Raw genomic sequence first — 16,614 nt, 5'->3', positions numbered from 1 at the left:
GGTCACGAGGCTTTCTGTGCGGCAGTGTTTTTCGGGATCAGTTGAGGTTCCGGGAGTAGCAGGATGGAAACCAAGCTGATCACGGCAATGATCACGAAGTAAACGGTGATGGCGAACGAGGTGTCGAAGGCGGCGTATAGCGCGGTGGCGATCATCGGGGCCAGACCGCCGCCGAGGATTGCGCCGATCTGGTAGCCGAGTGACGCTCCGCTGTAGCGGATGTGTGCGGGGAACAATTCGGCGAACAGCGCCGCTTGTGGGCCGGCGCAGCAGCCGAGCGTGAAGCCGAGGGCGATCATCGATACGAGCATCACCGGGACGATCGCCGTGTCGATCAGCGGAAAGAACACCGCTGCCGCCACTACCAGGGCGATCGAACTGCGGATGTAGACGGTTCGGCGTCCGAGAGTGTCCGACTTGTGAGCGCTGAAAGCCATTCCCGCCATCCAGAACGGGCAGGATGCGATGAGGAGGAAGAGCATCGTGGTTTTGCTGAAGCCGAGTTCGGACTCGCCGTATTTGAGCACGTAAACCATGTACGCGTACGCAATTCCGTTGGTGGCGATGAAGGTTCCACCGGCGAGGAGCACTGTCTTCCAGTGTCTGGTGAGAACCTCGAGAATCGGCATGGACTCCGCCGGTGCTTCGGACTTCGAAGCGGTGAACTCGTCACTTTCCTCGAGGCCGAGACGGATCCACATCGCAACGCCCACAAGAACTGCGCTGAGCAGGAACGGGATTCGCCATCCCCAGGAGTTGAATGCATCGTCGTCCATGAAGGCGGCGAGGGGGAGATAGACGAGATTGGCCACCAATACGCCTGCGGGAACACCGATTTGTGGTGCGCTGCCGTACAGCCCCTTCTTGCCCTCCGGTGCGTTTTCGGTGGCGACCAGAACTGCGCCGCCCCACTCGCCGCCGACACCGAGTCCCTGAACGAATCGCAAGGTCACCAGGAGTATGGGGGCAAAGACGCCGATGGCGGCGTAGTTGGGTAGCAGGCCGATGGCAACGGTGGCGCAGCCCATCAGCATCAACGAGGTGACCAACATGGATTTGCGTCCGATGCGGTCGCCGAAGTGGCCCATCACGATTCCGCCGATGGGACGCGCGACGAATCCGACGGCGAGGGTGGCGAAGGCGGCCAGGGTGCCGGCCAGATCGGACGTGCCGGGGAAGAACTGCTTGCCGAGCACGAGCGCGGCGGCGGTGCCGTAGATGAAGAAGTCGTACCACTCGATGGCGGTGCCGACAAAGCTGCCGAGGGCGGCCTTGCGCGCCTTGACCGTCGCGGCGGTGCGCGTAGCGGTCGGTGAGGCGATGGAGGTCATGAAGTGCCTTTCGAGATGAATGTGGCTTGAAGAAACAATGACGTGCGCCACAACAATTGAAAAGCGAAAGAATTGGAGGTTCTTGCACGGAAAATGCGTGGAATCAGCTCCGCTGCCTGGTAGTGGGACTATTGGGCAGGTTCCGAGGGTGAAACGAATTCTATGAAAGCGCGTGCGACGCGGCTGAGGCGAGTGTTCTGGTGCCACGCGAGAACTACGTGCACCGACGGCACGACAGGGGAAGCGATGGTCTTGACGACTACCTCGAGCCCCTCGTACGTGACGTCCATCTTGGGGCGCTGGAGTAACAGCGTCCAGCCGAGTCCGCGTCCGACAAATGCCCGCGCCGTCTCGAAGTTCGCGGTTCTGTATGCAACCTTCGGGATGAATCCGCCTGCGCGGCAGACGTCGAGCGCGTGTTTGGTGCTCGGCGGCGCGTCGAGGAGAACCATCGGGTGGTCCGCGAGGTCCGGAAGATGGATCGGTCGCTCGGACCGCGCGAGTGGGTGTTCTGCACCCAGGACGATCAAGGGTTCGCGGATGGCCAACGGAACTGTGCGCAATTGTGGAGACAGGTCCAGGTCGTAAGCGATCGCGAGGTCCAACTCGCCGTTCTCGAGATGTGTCTGGAGCCGATTCTGAGTGTCCTCGCGGAACTCCACCTGCGCGTCGGGATTCTCACGGGTGAACCCGGCGATCATCGACGGCAATACCGTCGGCCCCAGAGCGGGATAGCAACCGATCGCGATGGGCCCCGACACGTTTCCGCCGGTTCCGAGCGCATCGGATTCGAGCTCCCCGGCTTGCTGAAGTAGCGCCCGGGCGCGCACCAGAACGGATTCGCCGGTGCGGGTCAGTTGAATGCCGAATGAGCGACGGCGAACGCACAGTTGAACTTTGAGCGCGCGTTCGAGTTCGGTGAGCGACGCGGACAGGGCAGAGGGGGAGAGGTGCAAGCGCTCGGCCGCGGCGCTGATCGTCCCGGTCTCGGCTACCGCGACAAACGCAGCAAGCTGACGCATCGTGTACGTGGGAGCAGGATCGATGCGAGGCATGAGATCGACAGTAGTCGGATAGATTGCCCTGTATATTTTGGTGCGGCACCGTGGAGAAGTCGAAGATCAATCGCTGACCTGCGTCTTCGTGGTGCCCCCGGCAGGATTCGAACCTGCGACCTTTCGCTCCGGAGGCGAACGCTCTATCCCCTGAGCTACGGGGGCGCACCGAATGCTCGGTGTGCCGATTGGGCTGCGTTAGCGTAGCGCATCACGGGGGGACAAGACCAAACCGGCACCCGTCTCGGCATGGCGTCGTCGCGGGAGGCAGTCGAGGATGCGGCCGGGGACCATGGTCGTCGAATCATCTGTACCGACTGACTCGGATGCTTTTTACGCCTAGGCTCGGCTCTGAGCACAGGCTCGGGCGGACTGCTCGGGCACCCTCGTGAGGTACGGGAGTCGTTGATGACCGATCACCACTATTCCGAAGACCAGCTCGCGCTCGACCTGAAGTGGTGGGCAGCGGCCAACTACCTGACCGTTGCGCAGATCTATCTGAAAGACAACACGCTTCTGCGGGAACCGTTGCGAGCCGAGCACATCAAGCCTCGACTGCTCGGGCACTGGGGGACCAGCCCCGGCCTGTCGATGATCTACACGCTCCTCAATCGGCACATCGTCACCACTGATGCTGACTGGCTGTACGTCACCGGCCCGGGGCACGGCGGCCCGGCGCTGGTCGCGTCGACGTATCTCGAGGGAACGTATTCGGAGATCTATCCGGAAGTCTCGGACGACGCCGAGGGTATCCACCGGATGTGTCGGCGATTCTCGGCTCCCGGCGGAGTGCCCAGCCATGTGAGTGTGCAGACACCCGGAAGCATCCACGAAGGAGGCGAGCTCGGCTACGCCCTTGCGCATGCGGCCGGCGCTGCCTTCGATCATCCGAACCTCGTGGTGGCCTGTGTGATCGGCGACGGCGAAGCGGAGACCGGGCCGTTGTCCGGCTCGTGGAAGCTCCCGGCGTTCTTGAATCCACGACGCGACGGCGCGGTGTTGCCGATCCTGCACGTGAACGGCGCCAAGATCGCGGGCCCGACCGTGTACGGGCGCAGCAGCGACGAAGACATTCAGGCCTACCTCGGCGGCCAGGGGTGGGCGCCGATCGTCGTCTCCGGTGACGACCCCGACGTCGTGTTTCCTCAGTTGTATCAAGCGATCTCGCAGGCACACGAGAAGATCCGCGAGATGCAGGGTGCCGCACGCCGCGGCGAGGAGTGGACGGGTTCGTGGCCGGCAATCGTCTTGCGAACGCCGAAAGGATGGACCGGTCCACACACCGTCGACGGAATCTTGGTCGAGGGCACACATCGTGCGCACCAGGTGCCGTTGTCCGGCGTGCGAACCAACGAATCGCATCTGCGGCAACTCGAAGAGTGGATGCGGTCGTACCGTCCGGACGACTTGTTCGACGCCAACGGATCACTCGTCGCGGACCTGGCGGCGCTCTCGCCGGCGGGGGACAAGCGCATGGGGAGCACTCCCTACGCGAACGGTGGACGACTTCGAGTCGATCTCCCGATGCCGCCGCTCGAAAAGTATGCGCTTCCCATCCAATCCCCGGGTTCGACCTTCCACGAGACGACGCGAGTGCTCGGCGAGCTTCTGCGCGACATCTACGCCGCCACGGAAACCGAGGACAGCGGCGGGATCTTCCGACTCTTCTGTCCGGACGAGACGTCGAGCAATCGCCTCGGCGCCGTGTTCGAGACAACCGACCGCTGCTGGCAACTGCCGATCACCGACTACGACGACGGGCTGTCCGCGGACGGTCGTGTCATGGAGGTCCTCAGCGAGCACCTCTGCGAAGGTTGGCTCGAGGGCTATCTGTTGTCCGGTCGACACGGGATGTTCGCGAGCTACGAAGCATTTGCGATGGTGAGCGTGTCGATGCTCATCCAGCACGCCAAGTGGCTCCAACATGCCGTCGACCTGCCGTGGCGGGCGTCCGTCGCTTCGCTCAACGTGCTGCTGACCAGTACATGCTGGCGCAACGATCACAACGGATTCAGTCATCAGGGCCCCGGCATGATCGACGCCGTTATTCCCTTGGCACCCAGTGTGATCCGCGTGTGGCTGCCGCCGGATTCCAACACCTTGCTCTCGATCTCGGATCACTGCCTGCGTAGTACCGACCACGTCAACTTGATAGTCGTGGACAAGCAACCGCATCTGCAGTACCTCACGCTCGAGCAAGCGCACGAGCACTGTGCGGCGGGCGCTTCGGTCTGGGAATGGGCCGGAACCGAGGCTCGCGGACAGGAACCGGACGTGGTCCTGGCCGCTGCGGGAGATGTGCCGACGCAGGAGATCCTGGCTGCTGCACAGTTGCTGCGCGATCACACGCCCGAACTGATCACCCGCGTCGTCAACGTCGTCGATCTGATGGCCCTGCTGACGCCAACCGAACATCCCCACGGATTTGGGGAGCGGGTCTTCCTCGACCTGTTCACCGCGCAGACCGACGTAGTGTTCGCATTCCACGGGTACTCGCGTGCGGTGCACGAACTGATTCACGGGCGTCCGAGTCCCGAACGCTTCCACGTTCGCGGATTCAGTGAACAGGGAACAACCACAACACCGTTCGACATGGTTGTCCTCAACAAGATGAGCCGCTACCACCTGGTGATCGAGGCGCTACGACGCTCCAAGCGTCGGCCGGCCGGGGCGTCCGAGTTGGCGGAGTTCTGCCGGACACAGCTCGAAAAGCACTCGCGTTACATCGTCGAGCACCTCGAAGACATGCCGGAGGTAGAAAACTGGACCTGGTCCTGAAATTCAGGACCAGGCCCAGTTGGGTCTGAACATTCTCGGTTCAGCTCAGTGCAGTGCAGTGCAGTTCAGTTCATGGGCAGCGGCACTGCGCCGCGAGCTGCCAACATGTCGGTCATCAGCTTGGACTCGCTCTGCTGCGTGTTGACCATGGTCTGCGCCAGGCTGCGCACCGGACCCTCGGTGGCGTCGGCAGCTGCGTACTCCATCATCGGAAGCCCACCTTCGTGGTGACGAAGCATCAACTGCAGGAACAAGGTGTCGAGTTGCAGGCCTTCCGCCGCGCGGAGAGCCGCAAGGTCCTCGGGGGACGCCATGCCGGGCATGGTGTCGACCGGCCCGGAATGACTCATGTCCATCGTGGCCGAAGTCCCGTGCGATCCGTGGCCGGAGCCCGAATCGGACGACATCCACTCCATGTACGGGCCCACCTTGGACAGCGGCTGATCCCACATGGTCAGCCACGCCTGCATCTGACCGAGCTGGTTCTGCTGCGTGGTCAAGATGTCGAACGCGAGCGTGCGTACGTCGTTGTCGGTGGACTTCGTCAGGGCGATGGACGCCATGTCGACGGCCTGGCTGTGATGCACGCTCATGTCCTGCGCGAAGCCCACGTCCACCGAATCCGAGGCCGGAACGGTCAGTGACGACTTCGCATCGGGTCCGAGGAGGTTGGTCAGTGCGCCGAGGGCAAAACCGACGGCGATCGCGCCGATCAGACCGATGATCAGCAGTGCGGTGCGCTGACTCGGCTTCGAAGGCTGATCGGTGGTCTCTGAACTATTCACCGGACTATCCACCGGCGGGAATCTGTTCGTCCGTGGCCGGGGTCGCGCCCGTGCCGTCCATCTGGATGGCGTCGGCGCCCGGAGGTGTCGGATCGAACGGCGACGTCGACGGAGTGAACAGCGGGTTGGTGCAGCTCGCGCCGACCTCGGGGTAGACGTTCGGGTTCTGGTTCAGGGCGGTGATGAACTGATCGATGCGATCGTCGTCGGCCTTGTCGATCTCGAGGCGATGGCCCCACGACTGCAGAGAAATGGGGCTGCTCTGGCCGGGGTACGGCGACATCAGCATGTAGGACTTGCCGTTGACGCGTGCGGCGAGGCTGTCGATCTGGTCCTGGTCGACGAGATCGGGGTTGTACGTGATCCAGATGGCGCCGTGCTCGAGCGAGTGGACGGCGTTCTCGGTGCGGATCGGGTCGGCGTACACGGTTCCGGTGCAGTTCGCCCAGGTGGCGTCGTGCGGGCCACCGAACGGCGGAGTCTGGTCGTACGCCACGCGCTGAGTGGAATCGACGTGCTGGCCGGCCGGGTACTCGATCTTGAGGACGCCGTCGATCTTGTCGGACGGATCCTTGTTCTCGGAGCTGTACTTGTACGGCTCGAGGGCCTGCCGCTCCTCGACCTTGGGCCACAGATTGATACCGAGCACGGCGATGAGTGCGAGCACAGCCACACCGGCGCCGATCGACAGCCAGGGGATCTGGCGGGGAGCGGGGACGCCGCCCTTACCCTTCTTGGCCGGCCGACTGTTCTTGTTGGCGGCCTTGATGGCCTTGGCTGATTTGGCCCCGGAGTTCTTGTTGGGACCGCGACTATCGGAACCGCTTGGCATCGATTGGGCTCTTTCGGTGTGTGGGCTTGAGGTGTGGCGCGCCCGCGCACGAAGGTACGCGGTGGTAGCTCGGGCATTACCACTGTACTTTCCGAGTCTGAGGGCAAACTTTGAGAGTGGCGTGCGACACGCCACAGCGGCCCCGCGCACGTTCACGGAGAGCGAGGCGTGAGGCGAGTCTCCACTTCCGGTGTGCAGGCAATAGGATGAATACCTGTGACTCCAGCTGACCTTGCCGAACTGCTCCGCGGAACCGCAGCGAGCGTCCTTGCCGATCGTGGCCTCGACGTATCCGTGCTGCCCGAAACCCTTACCGTCGAGCGACCACGCAACCCCGAGCACGGCGATTACGCCACCAACATTGCCATGCAGGTAGCCAAGAAGGTCGGCACTAATCCCCGCGAGCTGGCGGGCTGGATCGCCGAAGCCCTCACCGCTGCCGACGGAATCGAATCCGCCGAGATCGCCGGACCCGGCTTCCTCAACATTCGGTTGGACAAGGACGCCCAGGGCGCGATCGTCGTGTCGGTTCTCGAAGCCGGTGCGTCGTACGGCTCGGGTGACTCTCTCGCCGGCAAGAAGATCAACCTCGAATTCGTCTCGGCCAACCCCACCGGACCGATTCACCTCGGTGGAACCCGTTGGGCTGCAGTCGGAGACGCGCTCGGACGCATTCTGTCCGCGCAGGGTGGATTGGTCACACGTGAGTACTACTTCAACGATCACGGTGCCCAGATCGACCGCTTCTCGCGTTCGCTGATCGCTGCAGCGAAGGGTGAACCTGCTCCGGAAGACGGTTACGCCGGTGCATACATCGCCGACATCGCCGCCTCGGTTCTGAAGCAGCGTCCCGACGTCATGGAGCTGCCCGCCGACGAGCAGCAGGAAACCTTCCGCGCCATCGGCGTCGAATTGATGTTCACGCACATCAAGCAGACCCTCCACGACTTCGGCGTCGACTTCGACGTCTACTTCCACGAGAACTCGCTCTTCGAATCCGGTGCGGTCGAGAAGGCCGTCGAATCCCTCAAGGGTTCGGGCAACCTCTTCCACGAAGACGGTGCGTGGTGGCTCAAGAGCACCGACTACGGCGACGACAAGGACCGCGTCGTCATCAAGAGCGACGGCAACGCCGCCTACATCGCCGGTGACATCGCCTACTTCCAGAACAAGCGCGCCCGCGGGTTCGACCTCTGCATCTACATGCTCGGTGCCGACCATCACGGATACATCGGCCGTCTCAAGGCTGCCGCGGCCGCATTCGGCGACGATCCGGACACCGTCGAGGTGCTGATCGGCCAGATGGTCAACCTCGTCAAGGACGGCACTGCCGTCAAGATGAGCAAGCGCGCAGGCACCGTCATCACCCTCGACGACCTGGTCGAGGCAATCGGCGTCGACGCCTCGCGTTACGTCATGATCCGCTCGTCGGTCGACTCGAGCATCGACATCGATCTCGACCTGTGGACCAAGACCAGCAGCGAGAACCCCGTCTACTACGTCCAGTACGCGCATGCACGCCTCTCGGCGATCGCTCGCAACGCCGCGGACCTCGGTCTGTCCGCCGACGCGAGCAACCTCGCCCTGCTCACCGTCGAGCAGGAGGGTGACCTCATCCGCACGATCGGCGAGTACCCACGCGTCGTGTCGAGCGCGGCGAATCTGCGTGAGCCGCACCGTATTGCCCGCTACCTCGAAGAACTCGCGGGTGCGTACCACCGCTTCTACGGCGCGTGCCGCATCCTTCCGCAAGGCGACGAAGACGCCACCGACGTGCACCGCGCGCGTCTGGCTCTCTGCGCCGCCACCCGACAGGTCCTGGCCAACGGCCTCGAACTGCTCGGCGTCACCGCACCGGAGCAAATGTGAACGCGCACCCCGCCGGCCCCAAGCATGCCGAGCAGTTGCAGGCCCCCGGCTTGCCCGACCGTCCTGCCAGCCCCGAAGCCTTCGGTGAACTCTCACCGCAGGTGTGGCCGCGCAACGCTTCTCGCGGCGACGACGGTGAAGTGACCCTCGCGGGTGTCAAGGTCGGTGAACTTGCCGAGAAGTACGGCACCCCGCTGTTCGTCATCGACGAGGACGACTTCCGCTCGCGTTGCCGCGACATGGCCCGCGCCTTCGGCCCGGATGCCAAGGTGCACTACGCATCCAAGGCATTCCTCTGTGGCGAGATCGCACGCTGGGTCGCCGACGAAGGCCTCTCGCTCGACGTCTGCTCCGGCGGCGAACTGGCGATCGCGTTGCACGCGGACTTCCCGGCCGAGCGAATTGCCATGCACGGCAACAACAAGTCAGTCGCCGAACTGGCCGCTGGTGTCGCCGCGGGCGTCGGGCATGTCGTGCTCGACTCGGCGATCGAGATCGACCGACTCGATCGTGTCGCCGGTGAGGCCGGTGTCGTTCAGGACGTGTTGATCCGACTGACCGTCGGCGTCGAAGCGCATACCCACGAATTCATCTCCACCGCACATGAGGACCAGAAGTTCGGTTTCTCGCTGGCCGGGGGAGCGGCGATCGACGCGGTCCGTCGCGTCTTCGCTGCCGACAACTTGCGACTGGTCGGCCTGCACAGCCACATCGGTTCGCAGATCTTCGACGTCGACGGTTTCGAGGTGGCAGCGCACCGCGTGATCGGTTTGCTCCGCGACGTCGTCACCGAGTTCGGAGTCGAGAAGACCAAGCAGATTTCGATCATCGACCTCGGCGGCGGCATGGGGATCTCGTACATCCCCTCCGACGACCCGCCGCCCGTCGACGAACTGGCAGCAAAGCTCGGCCACATCGTGCGCAACGAGTCCGCACTGGCCGGATTGCCGGAGCCGACGCTTGCCGTCGAACCCGGCCGCGCCATCGCCGGACCTGGCACGGTGACGCTCTACGAGGTCGGCACCATCAAGGACGTGACGGTGGGTAGCTCGCTGACACGCCGCTACATCAGCGTCGACGGCGGGATGAGCGACAACATCCGCACGTCCCTCTACGGTGCGGAGTACGAAGCCAAGTTGGTTTCGCGAACTTCCGAGGCTGATCCCGTCGTTGCACGTATCGTCGGTAAGCACTGCGAGTCCGGTGACGTGGTCATTCGGGACACCTGGATGCCCGAGGACGTCGGGCCCGGTGATTTACTAGCGGTAGCAGCGACCGGTGCATACTGCTATTCGATGTCGAGCAGGTACAACCTGCTCACCCGCCCAGCCGTGGTGGCGGTGCGTGACGGAGTCTCACGCGTGATTCTGCGGAGGGAAACAGTGGAAGATCTGCTCAGCTTGGAGGTATCGCAGTGACGAGCGAATCGGCGCATCGCGCTATCGGTGTGGCCGTTCTCGGCCTCGGCAACGTCGGGAGCGAGGTCGTCCGGATCATTCGTGAGCAGGCCGAGGAACTCGAAGCTCGCGTCGGCGCCCCGTTGGAACTGCGGGGAGTTGCCGTCCGCCGTATCGGCTCGGACCGCGGAATTCCCGAGGAACTGCAGACGACGGACGCCGAGTCCCTGGTCGGTCGTGACGACGTCGACATCGTGGTCGAGGTGATCGGCGGAATCGAGCTCCCTCGCAAGCTGATTCTCTCTTCCCTCAACTCCGGTAAGTCGGTCGTGACCGCCAACAAGGCGCTGCTCGCGGACCACACCGGTGAATTGGCGGAGGCTGCAGAGGCCAACTCTGTCGACCTGTACTTCGAGGCCGCTGTTGCCGGTGCGATCCCCGTGATCCGCCCGCTCACACAGTCGTTGGCCGGAGACCGTGTCAACAAGGTCGCCGGAATCGTGAACGGCACCACCAACTTCATCCTCTCCGCGATGGACGAGACCGGCGCCGACTACGAAGAGACCCTCGCCGAAGCCGGACGCCTCGGATACGCGGAAGCCGACCCGACCGCGGACGTCGAAGGCTACGACGCCGCGGCGAAGGCTGCGATCCTCGCGTCGATCGCGTTCCACACCCGCGTCACTGCCGCGGACGTGTACCGCGAAGGAATCTCCACGATCACCTCCGCCGACCTGGCGTCGGCGAAGGCACTCGACTGCACGATCAAGTTGCTCTCGATCTGCGAGCGCATCGTCACGCCCAAGGGCAAGGAGCGGATTTCTGCTCGCGTGTACCCGGCGCTGGTTCCGCTCAGCCATCCGCTGGCCTCGGTCAACGGCGCGTTCAACGCCGTTGTCGTGGAAGCAGAGAACGCCGGCCGGCTCATGTTCTACGGCCAGGGCGCTGGCGGCGCCCCCACCGCTTCCGCGGTGATGGGTGACCTGGTGATGGCGGCGCGCAACAAGGTTCACGGCGGCCGCGGCCCCCGCGAGTCCAAGTACGCCAAGCTCAAGGTCGCCCCGATGGGCGACATCCTCACGCGCTACTACGTGAACATGGAGGTCGCGGACAAGGAAGGTGTGCTGTCCGCAGTCGCCGCCGAGTTCGCCAAGCACGGCGTGAGCATCTCCGTCGTCCGCCAGGAGGGCGCCGGCGCCGGCGCGCGTCTGGTGGTCGTCACTCATGTAGCAACCGACGCGGCTCTCTCCGAGACCGTGGCGGCCCTCAACGAACTCGAATTCGTCACCGCTGTGACCAGCGTGCTGCGACTGGAAGGCACTGAACAATGACCGGCATCGTCAACCCCGTCCACAAGGCATGGCCGGGTCTCATCGAGGCATACCGGGACCGTCTCGCGATCGGTGACAACTGGAAGACCGTCACCCTGCGCGAAGGTGGCACCCCGCTCCTGCCGGCCGGCCACCTCTCCGAGATCACCGGCTGCGACGTCTACCTCAAGGTCGAGGGTCTCAACCCCACCGGTTCCTTCAAGGACCGCGGCATGACGATGGCCGTCACCGACGCCTTGGCCCGTGGCCAGCGCGCAGTTCTGTGCGCGTCCACCGGCAACACCTCCGCCTCGGCCGCTGCGTATGCAGCCAAGGCAGGCATGACCTGCGCCGTGCTCATCCCGCAGGGCAAGATCGCCATGGGCAAGCTTGCGCAGGCAGTCATGCACGGCGCCAAGATCATTCAGGTCCAGGGCAACTTCGACGACTGCCTCGAGCTGGCACGCAAGACCACGGCGGAATTCCCCACCATCGGTCTGGTCAACTCCGTCAACCCGGTGCGCATCGAAGGTCAGAAGACCGCGGCATTCGAGATCATGGACGTGCTCGGCAAGGCTCCCGACGTGCACGCTCTCCCGGTCGGAAACGCAGGAAACATCACCGCGTACTGGCGCGGATACTCCGAGTACTACGCGGACGGTCTGACCACGGTCAAGCCCCGCATGCTCGGCGTCCAGGCAGCCGGTGCGGCTCCGCTGGTCAACGGCGCACCCGTCAAGGATCCCGAAACCATCGCTACCGCAATCCGAATCGGTTCCCCCGCTTCCTGGAACGGCGCTGTCGCCGCGAAGGAAGAGTCGAACGGTGCATTCCGTGCCGCCACCGACGAGAAGATCCTCGAGGCTTACCGTCTGATCGCCGCCACCGAGGGCGTCTTCGTCGAACCGGCGTCGGCAGCCAGTGTCGCCGGCCTGCTCGCCGCACGCGCAGAGGGCTGGCTCGAGCCGGGCCTGACCGTCGTGTGCACGGTGACCGGTAACGGTCTCAAGGATCCTGACACGGCTTTGAAGGGTATGCCGAACGTCGAGCCGATCGGTGTCGATCCCGTTGCCGTCGCGGCTGCCCTCGAGCTTGCATAGTGTCCGTGGATTCATCGACCACTCCGCGGAATCCGGTGTCTGACATGACTATAACCCTGCCTATCGGCCTTTCGGTGACTGCTCGCGTCCCGGCCTCGAGTGCAAACTTGGGGCCGGGGTTCGACACCCTCGGTCTGGCGTTGGGGTTGTACGACGAAATCGTGGTCACCACAACGGATTCGGGCCTTCAGATTCGCGTCGAAGGTGAAGGCGCTGCCGACGTACCTTGGGGTCCTTCGCATCTCGTGGTTCGCGCTATCGAGCGCGGTCTCGAAGCGGCCGGGGTGTGGGCCAGTGGCCTGGACGTGTTGTGCCGCAACGCGATCCCGCACTCGCGCGGGTTGGGATCCTCGGCTTCTGCGGCTGTCGGCGGACTGGCAGCAGCCAACGGTCTTGCGCGCGCACTCGATGCCGAGATCGGCTTGACGGAAGAGCAGCTGGTTCAACTCTCGTCCGAGTTCGAAGGTCACCCGGACAATGCGTCTGCCAGTGTTCTCGGTGGCGCAGTCGTCTCGTGGAGTTGCCCACCGGCCGTCGAAGGCGACGAGCCGATCTACTCCGCGGCGAAACTCGATGTCCATCCCGACATCCGTGCTGTGGCACTGGTTCCCGAGGAGCGCTCGTCCACCGCACACACTCGTGGCCTCCTGCCCGAATTGGTTCCGCACCAGGATGCCTCGTTCAACGCGAGCCGCAGCGCGCTGGCCGTCGTTGCGCTCACTGCTCGGCCCGATCTGTTGATGGCAGCCACCGAGGATCGCCTGCATCAGGCACAGCGTGCACCCGCACTTCCGCTCACGACGCGATGGATCGGGATCTTGCGCGAGGCGGGCATTGCCGCGACTGTTTCGGGAGCAGGCCCCACCGTGTTGGCGCTCAGCACAGAACCTTTCCCCGTCGAGCTCGCCGAAGCGGCGCGGGCAGACGGACTACGTGTGCTCGAATTGGACATCGCCGACGGCGTCGAAGTATCCACGACGACGGTCTGATTACTGCCTTGGTCCTGGTGATCGCCCACTACCGATCGGTAGTGAACTGACACACCCAGTCGTCCAAATTCTTGCCGGACTCAGGTTTGGACGCTATCCTGGGCTATGTCCGTACATCGTGCGCGTCAGTCGCCGGTGCATCACCAGGGGGCAAAACTCCTTCCCAATCGGGGTCCACAGTCCTTGGCATGATTCTCGCAGGCATGATTCTCACGCTTGTACCTTCTCCGAAGGTTTGAATCCTCCGCGGATCGAACACTCAGAGGTTCCATATCTCTGGGGTTCAACACACGGGGGAGTGAATCGTCGACGAAGGCGCGTTGGGCAGGTTTGCGAGCGCATGAAAAGTTTGAGGCGAGAGTTTCCGACAATCATGTGACGGCGGACAAGCCGGCAGTTCTGGACAGCAACCACGTACGGCACCACCGAGTTCGGTATTCAATCGAACTGCGGGACGAACCCTCGACTTTGCGCAGTGCGAGTGAGGGAAGGAAAGGACCTCCGTGACCGATACGGACCTCATCGCCACTTCTGCACCCGCCGGGTCGGAATCAGGCGACAATTCTCAGGCGTCATCTTCAGCATCGAACGGTGCGGTGGCGACCTCCACGAAGCGTGCCGAAACGCGCCGTGGTGCCGGACTCTCCGGCATGGTGCTCACCGAACTCCGCACTCTTGCGGGTGAACTGGGCATCAAAGGCACTTCCGGCATGCGCAAGGGCGACCTGATCGCAGCCATCAAGGAGCGCCAGGGCGGCAGCGCAAAGGCTGCACCCGCACAGAGCGAACTCACTCTCGACGACGCACCCGTTGCGCGCACTCGTGCCAAGAGCACCCGCGCCGCACGCACCGAAGCCCCCGCAGCCGAAACGGCTCCCGCGGCAGAATCCGCTCCTGCCGAGGCAGCGCCTGCGCGTACCGAATCCGCCGAGGATTCCGATCAAAGCGCACCCCGTCGTGGACGTCAGCGTCGCGGCGCCGCTCGTCGTGCAGGTTCACCCGACCAGGGTGAACTGAGCATCGAGCAGGACACTCCTTCGGCAAAGTCCGATGCGGACACCTCGAAGGCCGCCGATACCTCGAAGGTCGCCGAGACCGCCAAGGCTGAGGCTCCGGCCGAGCGTCCTGCGCGCACCGAGGGCAAGTCCGACGCTGATCAGGCTCCCGCCGAGCAGGGCAACGAGCGTCCCCGCCGCGAGCGCAACCGGGACAATCAGGGCCAGCGAGACAACCAGGGCCAGCGCGAGAACCAGGGCAACCGGGGCAACCAGGATCGCCAGGATCGCCAGGACCGTCAGGATCGCGGCAACCAGAACAACGCCGGCCAGAACAACGCCGGTCCGCGTACGGACAACCGCAACAACGGACCGGACGACGACGAAGAGGGTGGACGCGGACGCCGCGGACGCCGTTTCCGCGAGCGCCGTGGCCGTGGTCGCGACCGCGGTGAGGGTGGCGCACCCAACGATTCGCGCGAGACCGAAATCCGCGAGGACGACGTCCTTCAGCCGGTCGCCGGCATCCTCGACGTCCTCGACAATTACGCCTTCGTGCGTACATCCGGGTACCTCGCCGGTCCCAACGACGTCTACGTCTCCATGAACCTGATCCGCAAGAACGGCCTTCGCCGTGGCGACGCCATCACCGGTGCCGTCCGCGTCTCGCGTGACGGTGAGCAGGGCAGCCAGCGTCAGAAGTTCAACCCGCTGGTCCGCATCGACACGGTCAACGGCGGCGACGTCGAGGCCGCGAAGAAGCGCCCCGAGTTCAACAAGCTCACGCCGCTGTACCCGAACCAGCGTCTGCGCCTCGAGACCGAGCAGCACATTCTCACCACGCGTGTCATCGACCTGGTGATGCCCATCGGTAAGGGCCAGCGCGCCCTCATCGTGAGCCCGCCCAAGGCCGGTAAGACCAGCGTGTTGCAGGCGATCGCGAATGCCGTCGCCACCAACAATCCTGAGTGCTACCTGATGGTCATCCTCGTGGACGAGCGTCCCGAGGAAGTGACCGACATGCAGCGCAGCGTGAAGGGTGAGGTCATTTCCTCCACCTTCGACCGCCCGCCGGGAGATCACACCGCAGTTGCCGAGCTGGCAATCGAGCGTGCGAAGCGCCTGGTCGAGATGGGTAAGGACGTCGTCGTACTGCTCGACTCCATCACGCGTCTGGGTCGTGCGTACAACAACTCCTCGCCGGCGTCCGGACGCATCCTCTCCGGTGGTGTCGACTCGACGGCGCTCTACCCGCCGAAGCGTTTCCTCGGCGCTGCCCGCAACATCGAGAACGGCGGATCGCTCACCATCATCGCCACGGCGATGGTCGAGACCGGATCCACCGGCGACACCGTGATCTTCGAAGAGTTCAAGGGCACCGGCAACGCCGAGCTCAAGCTCGATCGCAAGATCGCCGAACGCCGCGTGTTCCCGGCCGTGGACGTCAACCCGTCCAGCACGCGTAAGGACGAGCTGCTCCTGAGCCCGGACGAAGCTGCTGTGCTGCACAAGCTCCGCCGCGTCCTGTCCGGACTGGACTCGCATCAGGCCATCGATCTGCTGATCGATCGACTGAAGAAGAGCAAGAACAACCTCGAGTTCCTGATGCAGGTCTCCAAGACCGCACCGGGTGCGATCGACGACTGATCGACTCGACGTCAAAGGCCCACAACCAGCTGGTTGTGGGCCTTTTGCGTGGGCGGAACAAAACCGAGGGGCAGTGCGTTGACAACTTCGTACAGCCACCCCGAGGCGTGCGAGACGCGGATTATCTGGTGAGGTACCGCATCTGGCATACTGAACGGCCGAGTCCGGTTCCGGTTCACGATGTCGATTGGCGACGTCGACCCGGCGACCATTGAAAGGGACACCATGAAGGCAGGAATCCACCCAACCTACGTAGCGACCACCGTCGTCTGCGGTTGCGGTAACACGTTCGAGACCCACAGCACCAAGGAGTCCGGACGCATCAACGTCGAGGTTTGCTCGCAGTGCCACCCGTTCTACACGGGCAAGCAGAAGATTCTCGACACCGGTGGACGCGTCGCTCGCTTCGAGGCTCGCTACGGCAAGCGCGCAGACAGCAAGGTCCCGGCCACCGAGTCCTAGCTGTTCCGCCGACGCCCGATCTGCCATGCGCAGATCGGGCGTCGGCTTTTTTGTGCCTGCACTC

At 64.0% G+C, this 16,614-nt stretch carries 12 protein-coding genes and 1 tRNA gene; 8 read left to right on the top strand and 5 right to left on the bottom strand.

Features of this window, described 5'->3' with window-relative positions; all coding sequences use genetic code 11:
* Window positions 1-2: 2 nt before the first annotated feature.
* From H7C86_RS24365 to H7C86_RS24355, 3 genes are all read right to left on the bottom strand, one after another.
* Window positions 3-1,331 (bottom strand): MFS transporter, encoded by a 1,329-nt coding sequence (locus H7C86_RS24365; RefSeq protein WP_020908300.1) that lies wholly within the window; start codon window positions 1,329-1,331, stop codon window positions 3-5.
* A gap of 128 nt (window positions 1,332-1,459) precedes the next feature.
* Window positions 1,460-2,386 carry a LysR family transcriptional regulator gene (locus H7C86_RS24360; RefSeq protein WP_019749187.1) on the bottom strand — a complete coding sequence of 309 codons (927 nt, stop codon included), beginning with the start codon at window positions 2,384-2,386 and terminating at the stop codon, window positions 1,460-1,462.
* A gap of 89 nt (window positions 2,387-2,475) precedes the next feature.
* Window positions 2,476-2,551 (bottom strand) — tRNA-Arg (locus H7C86_RS24355).
* A 243-nt stretch (window positions 2,552-2,794) separates the two neighbouring features.
* Between H7C86_RS24355 and H7C86_RS24350 the strand changes: the two genes are divergently transcribed.
* Window positions 2,795-5,164 carry a phosphoketolase gene (locus tag H7C86_RS24350; protein WP_182262376.1) on the top strand — a complete coding sequence of 790 codons (2,370 nt, stop codon included), beginning with the start codon at window positions 2,795-2,797 and terminating at the stop codon, window positions 5,162-5,164.
* 65 nt (window positions 5,165-5,229) lie between these two features.
* Here the strand turns inward: H7C86_RS24350 and H7C86_RS24345 are convergent, their stop codons facing one another.
* Entirely contained in the window at window positions 5,230-5,949 is a 720-nt protein-coding gene (locus H7C86_RS24345; protein ID WP_029255708.1) for a DUF305 domain-containing protein, read from the bottom strand.
* Window positions 5,950-5,953: 4 nt separating this feature from the next.
* The gene (locus H7C86_RS24340; RefSeq protein ID WP_020908297.1) at window positions 5,954-6,781 is read right to left on the bottom strand and encodes a DUF3105 domain-containing protein; all 828 of its coding nucleotides are present in this window, start codon (window positions 6,779-6,781) and stop codon (window positions 5,954-5,956) included.
* Between the two features lie 216 nt (window positions 6,782-6,997).
* Here H7C86_RS24340 and argS point away from each other — a divergent pair, with 216 nt between their 5' ends.
* From argS to rpmE, 7 genes are all read left to right on the top strand, one after another.
* Window positions 6,998-8,650 (top strand): arginine--tRNA ligase, encoded by a 1,653-nt coding sequence (argS, locus tag H7C86_RS24335; protein ID WP_019749183.1) that lies wholly within the window; start codon window positions 6,998-7,000, stop codon window positions 8,648-8,650.
* Window positions 8,647-10,068 (top strand): diaminopimelate decarboxylase, encoded by a 1,422-nt coding sequence (lysA, locus tag H7C86_RS24330; protein WP_019749182.1) that lies wholly within the window; start codon window positions 8,647-8,649, stop codon window positions 10,066-10,068. The genes argS and lysA overlap by 4 nt, the downstream gene beginning before the upstream one ends.
* Complete coding sequence (locus H7C86_RS24325) at window positions 10,065-11,378, top strand: homoserine dehydrogenase (protein WP_007726192.1); 1,314 nt, start codon at window positions 10,065-10,067, stop codon at window positions 11,376-11,378. Before lysA ends, H7C86_RS24325 begins: the two co-directional genes overlap by 4 nt.
* Window positions 11,375-12,457: a threonine synthase gene (thrC, locus tag H7C86_RS24320; RefSeq protein WP_003941280.1), complete on the top strand. Its 1,083-nt coding sequence runs from the start codon at window positions 11,375-11,377 to the stop codon at window positions 12,455-12,457. Before H7C86_RS24325 ends, thrC begins: the two co-directional genes overlap by 4 nt.
* Before the next feature lie 44 nt (window positions 12,458-12,501).
* Window positions 12,502-13,446 carry a homoserine kinase gene (gene thrB / locus H7C86_RS24315; RefSeq protein ID WP_007726194.1) on the top strand — a complete coding sequence of 315 codons (945 nt, stop codon included), beginning with the start codon at window positions 12,502-12,504 and terminating at the stop codon, window positions 13,444-13,446.
* Between the two features lie 503 nt (window positions 13,447-13,949).
* Window positions 13,950-16,088: a transcription termination factor Rho gene (gene rho, locus H7C86_RS24310; protein WP_182262375.1), complete on the top strand. Its 2,139-nt coding sequence runs from the start codon at window positions 13,950-13,952 to the stop codon at window positions 16,086-16,088.
* A 225-nt stretch (window positions 16,089-16,313) separates the two neighbouring features.
* Complete coding sequence (gene rpmE / locus H7C86_RS24305) at window positions 16,314-16,550, top strand: 50S ribosomal protein L31 (RefSeq protein WP_003941310.1); 237 nt, start codon at window positions 16,314-16,316, stop codon at window positions 16,548-16,550.
* Window positions 16,551-16,614: the final 64 nt, after the last annotated feature.

Source organism: Rhodococcus sp. UFZ-B548, from assembly GCF_903819475.1.
GTDB classification, from domain to species: domain Bacteria; phylum Actinomycetota; class Actinomycetes; order Mycobacteriales; family Mycobacteriaceae; genus Rhodococcus_F; species Rhodococcus_F erythropolis.
This window is presented reverse-complemented; position numbering and strand designations above follow the sequence as displayed.

Coding starts and splice junctions, on each gene's coding strand:
- H7C86_RS24350 (WP_182262376.1), top strand. CDS start 2,795: ATGACCGATCACCACTATTCCGAAGACCAGCTCGCGCTCGACCTGAAG.
- H7C86_RS24365 (WP_020908300.1), bottom strand. CDS start 1,331: ATGACCTCCATCGCCTCACCGACCGCTACGCGCACCGCCGCGACGGTC.
- thrB (WP_007726194.1), top strand. CDS start 12,502: ATGACTATAACCCTGCCTATCGGCCTTTCGGTGACTGCTCGCGTCCCG.
- H7C86_RS24340 (WP_020908297.1), bottom strand. CDS start 6,781: ATGCCAAGCGGTTCCGATAGTCGCGGTCCCAACAAGAACTCCGGGGCC.
- thrC (WP_003941280.1), top strand. CDS start 11,375: ATGACCGGCATCGTCAACCCCGTCCACAAGGCATGGCCGGGTCTCATC.
- rpmE (WP_003941310.1), top strand. CDS start 16,314: ATGAAGGCAGGAATCCACCCAACCTACGTAGCGACCACCGTCGTCTGC.
- H7C86_RS24360 (WP_019749187.1), bottom strand. CDS start 2,386: ATGCCTCGCATCGATCCTGCTCCCACGTACACGATGCGTCAGCTTGCT.